Here is a 14,972-nt window from a genome sequence, read left to right as displayed (position 1 = left end):
CGGGGGTGTGATCCAGTGATCTCGGGTACGCCGCCCGACGGCCTCCGGCGCGTGGTCCGGCGGCCTCGGGGGTGTGATCCAGTGATCTCGGGTACGCCGCCCGGCGGCCTCCGGCGCGTGGTCTGGCGGTCTCGGGTACGTCGCCCGGCGGCCTCCGGCGCGCGATCCTGCGGCCTCGGGTACGCCGCCCGGCGGCCTCCGGCGCGTGGTCCGGCGGCCTCCGGCGCGTGGTCCGGCGGTCTCGGGTGCGTGGTCCGCGGTCTCGGGTGCGTGGTCGACGGCGGGGGCGTGACACCATCTCATCCGTGCTCGACATCGGCTATGCCCTCTCCAACCGGTTCCCGGACCCGCCGCAGACCGACTACCGCCGCGCGGACGTCCACGCGCTGCGGCACGACCTGTTCTGCGGGGACGTCTATCTCGCGGACACCGAGTCGGACCGGGAGCTGTCCACAGCCTGGGGATGGGTGCCGGTGCTGGACTTCGCGTGGGCGCTGTGCGACATCGCCGAGCGGCTGGACCGGGACCCGATGGGCTCCCGCGCCGCCCGGCCGCAGCGGGCGGAGCTGGACTTCACCGAGTCCACCGACCGGATGCTCTTCGAGCGCCGCTTCGGCTGGGTCGACATCAGCGCGGACTGGGTGCCGGCCGAGGAGTCCCCGCTGAGCTTCTCCCACACCGACCTGCGCCGCGAGGCACGGGACTTCCTGCACGACCTGATCGCCGACCTCACCGATCTGCACGAGGACCTGGCGGAGAACCCGGCGATCTGGACCCTCCAGGCCCGCTTCCCGAGACTGCCGTAGCCCAGCCCCCGCCGAGCCGGGCGGCTACTCGACCCGGAGTCCCAGGGCCACCGCCAGCGCCGGTGCCAGGTCCAGCAGCTGGGCCGTGCTGATCACTGCGCCGGACATCCGGTCCAGGCCCCGGGTGATCTCCAGCGGAGCGGCACCGCGCAGATCCACGTCCGTCAGGGTCGCGGCGGAGAAGTCGGCGCCCTTCAGAGCACAGTTCACGAACTCGACCCGCTCCAGACGGGCACCGCCGAAGTCCGGCTCGACCAGGACGCAGGAGTCGAAGACGACGTCTCTGAGCCGGGCCATGCGCAGGTTCAGATAGTCGATCTTGCCGCCGTGGACCACGACCCGCTCCAGGGTGGCGCCGTGCAGCTGGGTGCCGCCGAGGCGGGGGTCGGTCAGCTCGACATCGCGGAGCGTCGCCTCGGCGAGGTCCGTGCCGACCCCGCGCGGCCCGGTGAGGACCGTGTCGAGGATGCGGGCGTGGCGCAGCCGGGTCTCGTCCAGCACACAGCCGGTGAGCGCGCAGTCCATGAACCGGGCGCCGCCGCCGTCCTGCCCGGCCAGCTCGGCGTCCCGGAACTCCAGCCCGTCGTAGTCCCCGTCGGGCGACAGCTCGACGCCGGCCCAGGGCACGAGCGACGGCAGCCGCACCTCCGGCCGCCGCGCGCCCTTGACCTTGGGCCTGCCCGCGCCCGCCCCGCCCATCGCGTCCACCGCTCTCCTCGCCATGCCCCCATGCTGCACCCCGCCACTGACAACGCCCGGCGCCCCTGTCCGCGCCCTGGGCCATCGCCCCCACCCGACCGGATGCGTTACCTCCCGATTCATGATGTTCTGTCGAGGTGAGTATCGGCCGAACGGGTGAAGCCGGAGCGGGCGAAGCAGCCGGAGCGGGCGAAGCAGGCGGGGCGGCCGGAGCGGGCGGCACCGCCGCACAGGGCGTGGACCCGCACCGCTGGTGGGGCCTGGTGGTGATCGCGCTCGCCCAGCTGATGATCGTCCTCGATGCGACGATCATGAACATCGCGCTGCCCTCCGCCCAACACTCCCTGCACATGTCGGACGGCAACCGGCAGTGGGTGATCACCGCCTACACCCTCGCCTTCGGCGGGCTCCTGCTGCTCGGCGGCCGGATCGCCGACCTCGTCGGCCGCAAGCGCACCTTCGTCATCGGGCTGATCGGCTTCGCCGCCGCCTCCGCGCTCGGCGGCGCGTCCACCAGCTCCGGCATGCTGTTCGGCGCCCGCGCCCTCCAGGGCGTCTTCGCCGCCCTGCTCGCGCCCTCCGCGCTCTCCCTGCTGACCACGACCTTCACCGACCCGCTCGAACGCGGCAAGGCCTTCGGCATCTACGGCGCGCTCGCCGGCAGCGGCTCGGCGATCGGCTTCATCGTGGGCGGCCTGCTCACCCAGTACCTGAACTGGCGCTGGTGCCTGTACGTCAACGTGCCCATCGCCGTACTCGCGGTCTTCGGCGCGTTCGCGCTGCTGCACGACCGGCCCGGCCATCGCGAGGCGCGACTGGACGTGCCCGGTGCGCTGCTCGGCTGCGGCGGACTGGTGGCGATCGTCTACGGCTTCAGCGAGGCCGAGCCGCGCGGCTGGACGGACCCCCTGGTCCTCGCCCTGTTCGCGAGCGGACTGCTGCTGCTCGGCGTCTTCGTCTGGTGGCAGGCCCGCGCCCCGAGCCCGCTGCTGCCGCTGCACATCGTCAGGGACCGCAACCGCGCCGGCTGCTTCCTGACCATGATGCTCGCGGTGATCGGCATGTTCGGGCTGTTCCTGTTCATGACCTACTACTTGCAGACCATCCTCGGCTACTCACCGGTCAAGACCGGTCTCGCCTATCTGCCCCTCACCGCCGCCATCATCACCGGCTCCACGCAGATCTCCGCCCGGCTGCTGCCCCATGTCGCGCCGCGCATGCTCATGACCCCCGGCATGGTCCTCGGCGCGAGCGGCATGATGCTGCTCACCCGGATCACGGTCCACTCCTCCTACCCCACCGAGATCCTGCCCGCCCTCGTCCTCATGGGCCTCGGCATGGGCCTGACCTTCATGCCGGTGTTCGCCACCGCCACCGCCGGGGTGGCCCCCCGCGACTCCGGGGTCACCTCCGCGACCGTCAACACCTCCCAGCAGGTGGGCGGCTCGATCGGTACGGCACTGCTCAACACCATCGCCACCACCAGCAGCACGGCGTACATCGCCGCCCATCTGCGCTCCCCCGCGCAGAAGTCCACCGTCGTCCCGGCCGGCATCGTGCATGGCTACACGGTCGCCATCTGGTGGGCGGCCGGCATCATGCTGCTGGCCGGCCTGGTCGCGGGCCTGATGGTGACGGGCCGGGCACCGAAACACGGCGCTCCGGCCGACACACCGGTACCGGAGTCAGTGGGCTGAGAGCGGGGCTCCCCCCAGCGCGGCCAGCGCGCCGTCCGTGAGCCGGTACACCGTCCACTCGTCCTGCGGGCGGGCGCCGAGCGCCTCGTAGAAGCCGATCGCGGGCCGGTTCCAGTTCAGCACCGACCACTCCAGCCGCTCGTAACCGCGCTCCACACAGATCCGCGCCAGCTCGGTCAGCAGCGCCCGCCCGTGACCGCCGCCGCGCGCGCCGGGACGGACGTACAGGTCCTCCAGGTAGATGCCGTGCACCCCGCGCCAGGTGGAGAAGTTCAGGAACCACAGCGCGAAGCCGACCGGTTCGCCGCTCACGTCGTCCACCGCCAGGTGCGCGAACGCGGCCGGCCGCTCCCCGAACAGCGCCTCCCGCAACTGCTCCTCGCTCGCCCGCGCCTCCTCTGCGGCCTTCTCGTACTCGGCCAGCTCACGGATCAGCGCGTGGATGACAGGGACATCGGCGGGGGTCGCGTTGCGAATCATGCGGGGAGGCTAACGGGTGGACGCGGCGCGGCACGATCCGGCGGTACGGCGGACCAGCGGGACAGCGGTACGGCGGACCAGCGGACCAGCGGTACGGCGGACCAGCGGACCAGCGGTACGGCGGACCAGCCGACGGCCCCCGCCTGCCACCCGCCCACCTACCGCCCGCCCGCCTACCTCCCGCCTACCTCCCGGCCACCCGGTCCGCCACCTTCGCCAGGCGGGACGACCCCGTCCCGGGGCGCAGGCGTTCGCGCTGGTCGGCGGCGCGGTAGGTGGCGTACATCGCCTGCACGCCGAGCCAGCGCAGCGGCTCCGGCTCCCACTTGCGCACCCGGTGGCCGACCCACGGCAGATCCGTCAGCTCGGTCCGGCCGCCCTGCCCGGAGTCCCGCAGCACCAGGTCGCGCAGCGTGCGCGCGGCCAGGTTGGCGGTGGCGACGCCGGAGCCGACGTAACCGCCCGCCCAGCCCAGGCCCGTGGTCCGGTCCAGGGTGACGGTCGCGCACCAGTCGCGCGGCACCCCGAGCACGCCCGACCAGGCGTGCTCCACCCGCACCCCGGCCAGCGAGGGGAAGAAGCGGGTGAGGATCTCCTGGAGCGCCTCGATCGTCGCCTCCTGGGTACGGCCGTCGTTGTCGGTGCGCGATCCGAAGCGGTACGGCACTCCGCGCCCGCCGAGCGCGATCCGCCCGTCGGCCGTGCGCTGCGCGTACATGTACGCGTGCGCCATGTCGCCCAGCGTCTCCGCGCCCGCCCAGCCGATCGACGCCCACTGCTCCTCGGTCAGCGGCTCGGTGGCGATCATCGAGGAGTTCATCGGCAGCCAGGTCCGCCGCTGGCCCTTCAGGGAGGCGGTGAAGCCCTCGGTGCAGCGCAGCACGTACGGGGCGCGGACCGTGCCGTAGGGGGTGACCGCGTGCTTCGCCCGGATCTCCGTCACCGGCGTCGACTCGTGGATGACCACGCCGAGCCGCTCCACCGCCGCCGCGAGCCCCTTCACCAGCTTCACCGGGTGCAGCCGGGCGCCGTGCGGGGTCCAGCTGGAACCCACCGCGTCCGCGACCCGGATCCGCTCGGCCGTCTCCCGGGCGCCGTACAGCTCCCGGTCCTTCTCGCCGTACGACAGCTCGTGCTCGTGGAACGCCTTCAGCCGGGCCAGCTGCGCCGGGGTCGTCGCCACCTCCAGCACTCCGCCCCGGTGGATGTCGGCGTCGATGCCCTCCGCTCCGGCGACCGTGATCACTTCGGCGACGGTGTCGTTCATCGCCTGTTGCAGCCGTACGGCGGCCTCGTGGCCGTGCAGCACGGCGTACCGGTCGCGGCCCGCGATCCCGTTGTACAGCCAGCCGCCGTTGCGCCCGGCGGCGCCGTACCCGCAGAACTTCTGCTCCAGCACGGTGATCCGCAGGAAGGGCGCGGCCCGCTTCAGGTAGTACGCGGTCCACAGGCCGGTGTACCCGCCGCCCACAATGACGACGTCGGCCGACGCGTCCCCGGACAGCGGCTCCCGCACGGCGGGCAGACCGTCGTCCGCGTACCAGAAGGAGATCCCACCGTTGACGACACCGCCCATGACCCCGCCCATGCCCCTGCTCGCCGAGCTGCTCATGGCCGGACGCTAACCCCTCGGACCGGCCAGTGTCTCCTTCGGATTCCATGTTTTTCCGCGCCCTCTGACCAGCGGATAACAACCCAGACCGATCAGTGCGGCCAGGAAGTGCCCGAAGTCGGTGAAGGTCGGCCCCTCGGTCAGCGGCAGCCCGAAGACGACCAGCACCACCAGCAGATACGGGTACCGCCAGGGCACCGCGAGCCGGTAGCCGAGCACCGCGATGACCCCGGCCAGCGCGTAACTGACCCCGATGTCCAGGGTGTTCACCGCCGAACGCGGGGCGAGGCCCTCCTGGATCGCGACCAGCAGCGCGCCCTCGCTGATCAGCGAGGCCAGCACATGGGCGAGCGCGCACACCGCGAGCCAGCGGGCCGTCCCCAGCCAGCGCTCGGCCGGCGCGTGGAACACCGTGTACAGGAAGGCGTACGGCACCCAGCGCCCGCTGTCGATCCACATCGCGCTCGCCACCAGCACCCGCACGGGGTTGCGGGACAGCTCATGGATGTTGGTCGACCGGTGACGCAGGAACAGCTCCTCGAACTCCGGCGACATGCGGTGCAGGGCGAAGGTCGTGACGAACAGGATCGCCAGCCACACATAGGTACCGGGAGCACTGCGGACATACCCCCGCACTCGGCTCAGGCCCCGGATGATTCCCATCCCCCGATTCACGCACGCCGGTATCGTCCGCCCCGTGATCGACATCCCGGTCGAGCTGGCCGAAGCACAGGAGAAGTACAACGGCACGGCGGGCCGGGCCTTCCTGACGGCCCTGCCGGACCTCGCGGCCACCCTCCTGACCCGCTGGCACCTCCGCCTCGCCGGCCCCGAGACCCGCCATCTGATCGCCGACTGCGCCGCCGCCGTGCGCGAGGTCGCCGACGAACCCGGTGACCGGCTGCTGCACTGGGACCTGCACTACGGAAACGTCCTCGGCGCCGACCGCGCCGACTGGCTCGCCATCGACCCCAAGCCCCTCGCCGGCGACCCCGGCTTCGAACTGCGGCCCGCCCTGGCCAACCGCTTCGACCCGGCCGAGACCCGCTGGCGCTTCGACGCGCTGAGCGACGCCCTCGGCCTGGACCGGGCGCGCGCCCGGGTCTGGACCCTCGCCCGCTTCCTGCGCAACGCCCTGTGGAACCTCGAGGAGGGTCACCCGATCGAGGACGGGCATCTGGAGATCGCCCGCGACCTCCGCTGCGCGCGGCTCTGCTGAATGCCGGAAGCGCGCGGTATTTCTGTTCCAGAGCCCCCTGTCGGATTCGAACCGACGACCTTCGCTTTACAAGAGCGGCGCTCTGACCAGCTGAGCTAAGGAGGCGTGCACACCCTGGGGGTGTGTGCCTGTGCAGTGTACCCACGTCACCTGGCCGCCCTGTCGAAAATTTCCGCGAAGTTCACAGGGGACGGGGTACTGACAGAGCGCGTGAACCCCAGGTAGCGTCCTGACCGGTTCACTCGCGTGGACTACACCAACCACCTTCCTACAACGGATCGTCCGGCACGTTCCTGCCGGTAGAAGGGGGCCCATTCACCATGGCCACTGTCACGTTCGACAAGGCGACCCGGATCTACCCGGGTTCCACCAAGCCCGCCGTCGACGGTCTCGACATCGCGATCGAGGACGGCGAGTTCCTCGTCCTGGTCGGCCCGTCGGGCTGCGGCAAGTCCACCTCGCTCCGGATGCTCGCGGGGCTCGAGGACGTCAACGGCGGCGCCATCCGCATCGGCGACCGCGACGTCACGCACCTGCCGCCCAAGGACCGGGACATCGCCATGGTGTTCCAGAACTACGCCCTGTACCCGCACATGACGGTCGCCGACAACATGGGCTTCGCGCTCAAGATCGCCGGCGTCAACAAGGCGGAGATCCGGCAGAAGGTCGAGGAGGCCGCGAAGATCCTCGACCTCACCGAGTACCTGGACCGCAAGCCGAAGGCCCTCTCCGGTGGTCAGCGCCAGCGTGTCGCCATGGGCCGCGCGATCGTCCGCGAGCCGCAGGTCTTCCTCATGGACGAGCCGCTGTCCAACCTGGACGCCAAGCTCCGCGTCTCCACCCGTACGCAGATCGCGTCCCTCCAGCGCCGGCTCGGCATCACCACCGTCTACGTCACCCACGACCAGGTCGAGGCCATGACGATGGGCGACCGGGTGGCCGTGCTGAAGGACGGTCTGCTCCAGCAGGTCGACTCGCCGCGCAACATGTACGACCGCCCGGCCAACCTCTTCGTCGCCGGCTTCATCGGCTCCCCGGCCATGAACCTGGTCGAGGTGCCGATCACCGACGGCGGCGTGAAGTTCGGCAACAGCGTGGTGCCGGTCAGCCGGGAGGCCCTGTCGGCCGCCGCGGACAAGGGCGACCGCACCGTCACGGTCGGCGTCCGCCCCGAGCACTTCGACGTGGTCGAGCTGGACGGCGGCACGGCCGCGTCCCTCTCCAAGGACAGCGCGGACGCCCCGGCGGGTCTCGCCGTCTCGGTGAACGTGGTCGAGGAGCTGGGCGCCGACGGTTACGTCTACGGCACCGCCGAGGTCGGCGGCGAGGTCAAGGACCTGGTCGTCCGTGTCAACGGCCGCCAGGTGCCGGAGAAGGGCGCCACGCTGCACGTCGTACCGCGGCCGGGTGAGATCCACGTGTTCTCGACGTCCACGGGCGAGCGACTCTCCGACTGACCAGCGGTTTCGCACGAAGTTGACGACAAGGGGCCCCGCGGAGCACCGCGGGGCCCCTTTCGTGCGCCTCGGCGCGGAGATATACCCCGGCACAGCGATCATTTCGGGCGGGCCGCGTCAACCCCTTACCCAGAAAGAGGCGCGAGTTCTTCCCCCGAAGGGGTGACTAAATGTCGCCAAATCATTACCGGGCGCTACCCTCACACGCGTGAAGCACTCCACCACCTCACAGACGCGACGCAGCCACCGGGGCCCTGCCCGCCGGGTCGGCCGCACCCTCGCCCTCGTCCTGCCCGTCGTCCTGGTGCTCTCCGGGACCCTCGCGGTCACCCGGGTCAACTGGACGGGAAGCCCCGCCAGCTCGGTGCTCACCGCCACCGACGTCTCCTCGGCGGAGGTCCCCCCGACGGAGGTGCACTCCGGGCCGGTCTCCCGCGCCCCCGAGGACGTCCTCCGCGACAAGCTGATGGACGAGCTCCAGGACGAGAACCCGGGGGTCGTGCTGACCCACCTCCAGCAGGCCGTCAACGGGCACCCCGCGCTGGCCCGGCACTGCTCCACCATCGCCCGCGCCCTCGGCCGGGCCGCCGTGCACATCTACGGCGCCACCCGCGCCCAGTCGTACGCCCGCCCGGTGTGCGACACCGCCTTCGCCTCCGGCGTGCTCGCCGCGCACAGCTGAGGGCCCCGGCCAAGACCCGGTTGGGAAGTCGGTTAACGGCTTCTTAAGGAGGCGCCGCCACCGGCCGGGCCGAGCGGGGCGCGACGTACAGTGCGGTCATGACCCATCCGAACGCCGCGTCGCGCCCCACCCAAGCCGTGATCCTGGCCGGGGGCCAGGGCTCCCGGCTGCGTCCGTACACCGACGACCGGCCCAAGCCGATGGTCGAGATCCCCGGCACGGGCACTCCGATCATCGGGCACCAGCTCGCCTGGCTCGCCGAGGAAGGCGTGACGGACGTGGTGGTCTCCTGCGGCCACCTCGCCGACGTCCTCCAGAAATGGCTGGACTCGGCCGACCTTCCCCTCTCCGTCCGCACGGTCGTGGAGACGGAGCCGCTCGGCCGCGGCGGCGGTCTCAAGTACGCCGCGGCGCACCTGCCGCACCCCGACCGGCCGTGGTACGCCACCAACGGCGACATCTGGACCCGCTTCTCGCTGCGGGACATGGCCGACTTCCACACCGAGCGGGACGCCGTCGCGACGCTCGCGCTGGCGCGTCCGCGGATTCCGTGGGGGGCGGTGCAGACCGACGGGTTCGGTCGCATCACCGACTTCATCGAGGCCCCGCAGTCGACGTTCGAGATCAACGCGGGCGTGTACGTCTTCTCCGCCGCGTTCGCCGGTCTGCTGCCCGAGCGGGGCGACCACGAACGGACCACCTTCCCCGGCCTGGCCCGAGAGCTGAAACTGGCCGGCTTCACCATCCCCCAGGGCTCCTACTGGCGCGCCATCGACACGGCGAAGGACCTGTCGGAAGCGGCAAAGGAACTGGCCTCCCTGGGCCGCTAGCCCCCCCCTACGCCCCACCCCCTCCCCCACACACCGCCCAGGCCCCCCTCCCCCGGGAGGCCGCTGCGGAGCCGGCCGCGCTTGGGCGGTGACCGCCCGGCGTGGGAATCCCCGGGGCCGCGCTCCCCAGGAGCACGGCCCCGCGCGCTGAAAGCCCCCTCCCGGTACCGCCACCGGGGGCGCCGCCCGGGCCAAGGAGCCTGCCGCCCCGGCGGTAGCCGCGCAGTGTCGGAATCGCCGGGCTCGCCGGCCCCGGGGCACACGGTCCCCGTCGCTGGAAGGGCGGCCCCCTGCCGCCATCGGCCGCCCTGGACTGCGGCCCGGGCCGGTGGCGCGGGGCACCCGGCGTCGTACCTCTGGTGCTGTCGCCACCTGTGTGGCCGGGTGCCGTCGGGTGGGCAGGAGTCGGCCGCCTCGGGCGGTAGCCCCACGGGGCCGGAGCGCGGCCCCGCGCACTGCCCGCCGTACCGCCGCCGGGGGCGCCGCTGCGGCCCGGGGCCCGGTGGCCGGCCGCCGACGTGCGCCCACCCGTCGCCATATCGCCCGGGGCGCCAAGAAGCCTGCCACACCGGGAGTGGCCGCCCGGGGGCCGGGCGCGCAGTCCCGGGCGTGGAAAGGGCCCCCGTACCTGAAGTGGTGCGGGGGCCCTTTGGGTGGGGTGGGGTTAGCCCAGGAGGCCGCCTACCAGGCCGGGTTGGCCGGACGAGGAGGCGCCGCCGGAGGGGCCGCCTGTGGTCGAGCCGGTGGTGCTGGTACCGCCCGTGGTGGTCGGGCCCGCCGTGGTGGCCGCCGGGGCGCCGCCGGTCGGGGCGGACCGGCGGGGCGGGATCTGGCCGGTGGTGCCCTGGGTCTGGCTGGGCGTGATGGTCGTACCACCCGTGGTGTGCGTCGCGCCCGGGGTCGTCGCCGCGCCGGAGGGGCTGGCGCCCGCCGTGGCGCCGACCGTGGGGGTGGCCGTCGGGGCCTTGCTGTGCCGCTGGCCGGGCCGCTGCGGGAGCGGGGAGCCGGGGAGGTTGTTGCGGGGGGCCTCGCCGGGGCCGGGGACCACGACGCGGCTGGAGTCGCGGACGGCGCCGCCGAGCAGCGAGCCGACCAGCAGGGTGAGGCCGACGGTGATGGCGGTGATGAGGGCGCCGCGGCGCAGCACGAAGCGGCGCAGCTCCCAGATGTCGGCGCGCGGACCGAGCCGGCGCCAGGCGCCCGCCGCGAGCCGGCCGTCCACCGAGTAGACCGGGGCACCGGCGATGATCAGCGGGGACCAGGCGGCCATGTAGATGATGTCGGGGGCGTCGTACGCGGGGACCGTCTTCCAGCTGACCGTCACGATCAGCGCGGCGGAGAGCAGGGCGCCGACGACCGCGGCCACCCGCTGCCAGCAGCCGAGGACGGTCAGGACGCCGACCACCACCTGGAGGAAGGCGATGAGCAGTCCGACGCCGACCGGGTGGTGCAGGGCGGTCTGGCGCAGCGGTTCGGCGACGTCCCAGGGGTGCAGGGTGTTGAGCCACGTGACCATGGAGCCGCGCTTGCCGCCGTCGAAGTAGACGGGGTCGCACAGCTTGCCCATGCCGGCGTAGATGGAGATGAAGCCGAGGAAGATGCGCAGCGGGAGCAGGACGACGCCGAGGTTCATCCGGCGGCCGGGGTAGTACGCGTGCCGGGCCGGGTCGTCGCCCTGGCGGCGGAGGGGACGCGGGTCGGCGTAGTCGTCGTATCCGGCGTCCGCGTACCCGTCGTCCGCGTAGCCGGCGTCCGCGGCGTCCGTGCCTGCGCCCGCGGGGTCGTCGTAGGCGCTGGTCACCGTGCGCATGTGCGGCAGCAGGCGGGTGCCCTCGGCCTCGGCGGGGGTGCGCTGGTGGCCTACGACGGGGGTCTCGACGGTCTGGTCGAGCGCGTCGTAGGTGTCGGCGTACCCGGCCGGGACGCGCGGGATGACCTGGGTGGCGCCCGGCTCGGCGTCCTCGGCGTGGCGGACGCTGCTGCCCCGCACCGCCTGGAGGAGCCGGTGCGCGCCGGTGTCGTCCGGGGCGGACTTGCCGCTCCACACGACGGGACGGCGGCGGCCGCCGGCGCCCGCCACGCCCGCCGTACCGGCGACGGGCGTCCGGGCGGTGTTCTGGGCGGCGCTCAGATGCCGGGCGATCCGCGGGGATTGGGGCCGCTTCGCCGATCCGCCCAGCTGCACGCGGAAGCTGGCGTGATTGACGATGATCTGCGCCGGATCGCTCGGCACCTTCACCATGCTCAGCGCGGGAGCGTCATCGGGCCCGGAAGCGAATCCGGAGCGGAATCCCGAGGAGCGGTCCCCCGTGGGTGTGCGGGGTGTTCTGGTGTCCACACTCATCTAACCGAGTGACGTGGAGTTAGGACACTGCTTTGACCGCCCGGATGTGTCCGGACCCCGTCAAAGCACCGTCGAACACCCCATGGACACCGGAATTACCCCGCACGGGTGAAATTCCGGACAGGTGTTCAGCTCCGCCTGCGCGCCGCTTCGTACAGCACGATGCCCGCGGCCACACCGGCGTTCAGCGACTCGGCGCCGCCCGGCATCGGGATGCGGACCCGGATGTCGCAGGTCTCGCCGACCAGCCGGGACAGGCCCTTGCCCTCGCTGCCGACCACGATGACGACCGGGCCCTGGAGCGCGTCCAGCTCGCCGAGTTCGGCCTCGCCGTCCGCCGCCAGGCCGACGACCGTGAGACCGGCCTTCTTGTACGCCTCCAGCGCCCGGGTGAGGTTGGTGGCGCGGGCGACCGGCGTGCGGGCGGCCGTACCGGCGGAGGTCTTCCAGGCGCCGGCGGTCATCCCGGCCGAACGGCGCTCGGGCACGACCACGCCGTGCCCGCCGAAGGCGGAGACCGAACGGACGACGGCGCCGAGGTTGCGCGGGTCGGTGACCCCGTCGAGGGCGACGACCAGCGGGTCCGCGCCCTCGTCGGCCGCCGCGTCGAGCAGGTCCTCGGGGTGCGCGTACTCGTACGGCGGGACCTGGAGGACCAAGCCCTGGTGGTTGAGGCCGTTCGTCATCCGGTCCAGCTCGGGACGCGGGGCCTCCATGAGGTTGATGCCGCCGCGCTCGGCGGCCAGCTGGAGGGCCTCGCGGACCCGCTCGTCGTTGTCGATGAACTGCTGGACGTAGAGGGTGGAGGCGGGCACCCCCTCGCGCAGCGCCTCGACGACCGGGTTGCGGCCGACGACCAGCTCGGAGGCGGACTTGCCGCCGCGGCCGCGGGGCGCGGGGCGCCGTACCGTCTGCTTGGCCTTGGCGTTGGCGATGCGGTTCTTCTTGTGGCCCTTGCGCATCTCGGCGGGCGGGGTGGGGCCCTTGCCCTCCAGGCCCTTGCGCCGCTGGCCGCCGCTGCCGACCTGCGCGCCCTTCTTGCCGGACATGCGGCGGTTGTTGGTGGCCATGACCTACCTGTTCTCTACGGAAGTGTGTGCGTACGTCTATGCAGTGTGCCGCCCGGAGGGCCGGGCGGCACAATCGATCTTCTGATCGGGGGCGGAGTCAGCGGGACCCGAGGGTCCAGCGCGGCCCCTGCGGGCTGTCCTCGATGACCAGGCCGGCCTGACCGAGCTGGTCGCGGATGGCGTCGGCGGTCGCCCAGTCCTTGCGGGCCCGGGCGGACTCGCGCTGCTCCAGGACGAGCCGGACCAGGCTGTCGACCACGCCGTGCAGGTCCTCGCTCTGCTCCGCCTCCCCGGCCCACTGCTCGTCCAGCGGGTCCAGGCCGAGGACGGCGAGCATGGCCCGCACCTCGGCCATGCGGGCGACGGCGGCTTCCTTGTCGTCGGCGGCCAGCGCGGCGTTGCCCTGCCGGACCGTGGTGTGCACGACGGCGAGGGCCTGCGGGACGCCCAGGTCGTCGTCCATCGCCTCGGCGAAGGCGGGCGGGACCTCGGCCGCCGGCTCGACGGTCTTCCCGGCCAGCTCGGTGACGCGCTGGAGGAAGCCCTCGATCCGGCCGAACGCGGCCTCGGCCTCGCGCAGCGACTCCTCGCTGTACTCGATCATCGAGCGGTAGTGCGGGGTGCCGAGGTAGTAGCGCAGCACGATCGGGCGCCACCGCTTGACCATCTCGGAGACCAGCACGCTGTTGCCGAGCGACTTGGACATCTTGTCGCCGGCGATGGTCACCCAGGCGTTGTGCAGCCAGTACCGGGCGAACTCGTCGCCGTACGCCTTGGCCTGGGCGATCTCGTTCTCGTGGTGCGGGAAGATCAGGTCGATGCCGCCGCCGTGGATGTCGAAGGCGGAGCCGAGGTACTTGTGCGCCATCGCCGAGCACTCCAGGTGCCAGCCGGGGCGGCCGGGGCCCCACGGGGTGGGCCAGGTCGGCTCGCCCGGCTTGGCGGACTTCCACAGGGCGAAGTCGCGCGGGTCCCGCTTGCCGGTCTCGCCCTCGCCGGACGGCTGGCGCAGGTTGTCCAGCTCCTGCCGGGACAGCTCCAGGTAGCCCGGGAAGGACCGCACGTCGAAGTAGACGTTGCCGTCGGCGGCGTAGGCGTGGCCGCGGTCGATGAGCTTCTGCATCATCTCGACCATCTCGGTCACATGGCCGGTGGCACGCGGCTCGTAGGTCGGCGGGAGGCAACCGAGCACGGTGTAGCCGTCGTTGAAGGCGCGCTCGTTCTCGTACCCGATCGACCACCACGGGCGGCCCTGTTCCTGGGCCTTCGCGATGATCTTGTCGTCGATGTCCGTCACGTTCCGGATGAACGTCACGTCGTAGCCGCGGTACGCGAACCAGCGGCGCAGGATGTCGAAGTTCAGGCCCGAGCGGATGTGCCCGATGTGGGGTGCCGCCTGCACGGTGGCGCCACACAGGTAGATCGAGACACAACCCGGCGTGAGCGGGGTGAAGTCACGGATCTGCCGGGCGCTGGTGTCGTACAGGCGAATAGTCACGACTCCAGAGTAGTGGGCGCGGGCGAGTGCCATGTGCCGACTGCCGAGGATTGCCGCCGCGCCCCGCCGCCGGTCCCGGCCGGCCGCCGCTCACAGCATTCCGGCGCCCTTCGCTCACAGCATTCCGAGGACCTTCGCTCACAGCATTCCGACGACCTTCCGCGGCGTGATCCGTACGACCACCCGCTGGGCGTCGTTCGCGGCGGCGGGGTTGAACTCGCGGTACTTCTTGCCGGTGTACTTCTCGCTCAGGGTGTCGATCAGTTCGGGACCGCCGTCGGTGGTCATCTCGGCGGTGCCGCGGATCTCGGCGTACGCGTAGGGCTGGTCGGGCTTCATGACGACCACGGTCACCCGGGGGTCCCGCTGGAGGTTCTTGTACTTGCGGCGGTCGACCGTGGTGGAGAAGAGGACGTGGTCGCCGTCGCGCTGCACCCAGACCGGGGACATCTGCGGGCTGCCGTCGGGCTGGACGGTGCCGACGACGATGAACACCTTCTCGTCGAGCACGCTCTTGAGGTCGTCGGAGAGGGCGGCGGTCATGGGGTACCTCCGGAGAGCGAGGGGCCGGCGGTCAC

The 14,972-nt window shown here is 72.3% G+C and carries 13 protein-coding genes, 1 tRNA gene and 1 pseudogene; 6 read left to right on the top strand and 9 right to left on the bottom strand.

Annotated features, from left to right (window positions below; translation table 11 throughout):
* Nucleotides 1-305: 305 nt before the first annotated feature.
* Complete coding sequence (locus ACZ5CZ_RS26240; RefSeq protein ID WP_385845632.1) at nucleotides 306-806, top strand: hypothetical protein; 501 nt, start codon at nucleotides 306-308, stop codon at nucleotides 804-806.
* A 24-nt stretch (nucleotides 807-830) separates the two neighbouring features.
* Here ACZ5CZ_RS26240 and ACZ5CZ_RS26235 read toward each other — a convergent pair whose 3' ends face one another.
* Nucleotides 831-1,529 carry a pentapeptide repeat-containing protein gene (locus ACZ5CZ_RS26235; RefSeq protein ID WP_468946489.1) on the bottom strand — a complete coding sequence of 233 codons (699 nt, stop codon included), beginning with the start codon at nucleotides 1,527-1,529 and terminating at the stop codon, nucleotides 831-833.
* 212 nt (nucleotides 1,530-1,741) lie between these two features.
* On the opposite strand from ACZ5CZ_RS26235, the gene ACZ5CZ_RS26230 reads away from it, so the two are divergent.
* The gene (locus tag ACZ5CZ_RS26230) at nucleotides 1,742-3,202 is read left to right on the top strand and encodes an MFS transporter (RefSeq protein WP_468946588.1); all 1,461 of its coding nucleotides are present in this window, start codon (nucleotides 1,742-1,744) and stop codon (nucleotides 3,200-3,202) included.
* Here ACZ5CZ_RS26230 and ACZ5CZ_RS26225 read toward each other — a convergent pair.
* The 3 genes from ACZ5CZ_RS26225 to ACZ5CZ_RS26215 form a co-directional block, all read right to left on the bottom strand.
* The gene (locus ACZ5CZ_RS26225; protein WP_468946486.1) at nucleotides 3,191-3,682 is read right to left on the bottom strand and encodes a GNAT family N-acetyltransferase; all 492 of its coding nucleotides are present in this window, start codon (nucleotides 3,680-3,682) and stop codon (nucleotides 3,191-3,193) included. The two genes, ACZ5CZ_RS26230 and ACZ5CZ_RS26225, sit on opposite strands and share 12 nt — an antisense overlap.
* A 184-nt stretch (nucleotides 3,683-3,866) precedes the next feature.
* A complete protein-coding gene (locus ACZ5CZ_RS26220; RefSeq protein ID WP_468946483.1) occupies nucleotides 3,867-5,294 on the bottom strand; it encodes an NAD(P)/FAD-dependent oxidoreductase in 1,428 nt (475 codons plus the stop codon).
* Between the two features lie 9 nt (nucleotides 5,295-5,303).
* Complete coding sequence (locus ACZ5CZ_RS26215; RefSeq protein ID WP_385845628.1) at nucleotides 5,304-5,957, bottom strand: rhomboid-like protein; 654 nt, start codon at nucleotides 5,955-5,957, stop codon at nucleotides 5,304-5,306.
* A 112-nt stretch (nucleotides 5,958-6,069) separates the two neighbouring features.
* Between ACZ5CZ_RS26215 and ACZ5CZ_RS26210 the strand changes: the two are divergent.
* Nucleotides 6,070-6,513, top strand: a pseudogene (locus tag ACZ5CZ_RS26210) (aminoglycoside phosphotransferase family protein); the annotation flags it as partial.
* A gap of 31 nt (nucleotides 6,514-6,544) precedes the next feature.
* Here ACZ5CZ_RS26210 and ACZ5CZ_RS26205 read toward each other — a convergent pair.
* Nucleotides 6,545-6,618, bottom strand: a tRNA-Thr gene (locus ACZ5CZ_RS26205).
* A 215-nt stretch (nucleotides 6,619-6,833) separates the two neighbouring features.
* On the opposite strand from ACZ5CZ_RS26205, the gene ACZ5CZ_RS26200 reads away from it, so the two are divergent.
* The 3 genes from ACZ5CZ_RS26200 to ACZ5CZ_RS26190 all read left to right on the top strand — a co-directional run bounded on the left by ACZ5CZ_RS26200 (nucleotide 6,834) and on the right by ACZ5CZ_RS26190 (nucleotide 9,482).
* Nucleotides 6,834-7,970 (top strand): ABC transporter ATP-binding protein, encoded by a 1,137-nt coding sequence (locus tag ACZ5CZ_RS26200; protein WP_385845601.1) that lies wholly within the window; start codon nucleotides 6,834-6,836, stop codon nucleotides 7,968-7,970.
* 208 nt (nucleotides 7,971-8,178) lie between these two features.
* Nucleotides 8,179-8,652 carry a hypothetical protein gene (locus ACZ5CZ_RS26195; RefSeq protein ID WP_385845600.1) on the top strand — a complete coding sequence of 158 codons (474 nt, stop codon included), beginning with the start codon at nucleotides 8,179-8,181 and terminating at the stop codon, nucleotides 8,650-8,652.
* Nucleotides 8,653-8,750: 98 nt separating this feature from the next.
* Nucleotides 8,751-9,482, top strand: a complete 732-nt coding sequence (locus ACZ5CZ_RS26190) for a nucleotidyltransferase family protein (protein WP_385845598.1) — start codon at nucleotides 8,751-8,753, stop codon at nucleotides 9,480-9,482.
* Between the two features lie 664 nt (nucleotides 9,483-10,146).
* Here ACZ5CZ_RS26190 and ACZ5CZ_RS26185 read toward each other — a convergent pair.
* From ACZ5CZ_RS26185 to ACZ5CZ_RS26170, 4 genes are all read right to left on the bottom strand, one after another.
* On the bottom strand, nucleotides 10,147-11,826 hold the full coding sequence (locus ACZ5CZ_RS26185; RefSeq protein ID WP_468946477.1) for a DoxX family membrane protein: 1,680 nt from the start codon (nucleotides 11,824-11,826) through the stop codon (nucleotides 10,147-10,149).
* 128 nt (nucleotides 11,827-11,954) lie between these two features.
* Nucleotides 11,955-12,896 (bottom strand): 23S rRNA (guanosine(2251)-2'-O)-methyltransferase RlmB, encoded by a 942-nt coding sequence (rlmB, locus tag ACZ5CZ_RS26180; RefSeq protein ID WP_385845596.1) that lies wholly within the window; start codon nucleotides 12,894-12,896, stop codon nucleotides 11,955-11,957.
* Nucleotides 12,897-12,993: 97 nt separating this feature from the next.
* The gene (gene cysS, locus ACZ5CZ_RS26175) at nucleotides 12,994-14,394 is read right to left on the bottom strand and encodes a cysteine--tRNA ligase (RefSeq protein ID WP_385845595.1); all 1,401 of its coding nucleotides are present in this window, start codon (nucleotides 14,392-14,394) and stop codon (nucleotides 12,994-12,996) included.
* 138 nt (nucleotides 14,395-14,532) lie between these two features.
* Nucleotides 14,533-14,937, bottom strand: a complete 405-nt coding sequence (locus ACZ5CZ_RS26170) for a PPOX class F420-dependent oxidoreductase (RefSeq protein WP_385845593.1) — start codon at nucleotides 14,935-14,937, stop codon at nucleotides 14,533-14,535.
* Nucleotides 14,938-14,972 lie beyond the last annotated feature (35 nt).

The sequence above is a fragment of the Streptomyces sp. NPDC031418 genome (assembly GCF_055581605.1).
The sequence above is the reverse complement of the archived record's forward strand: the minus strand, read 5'-3'. Positions and strand labels throughout refer to the sequence as shown.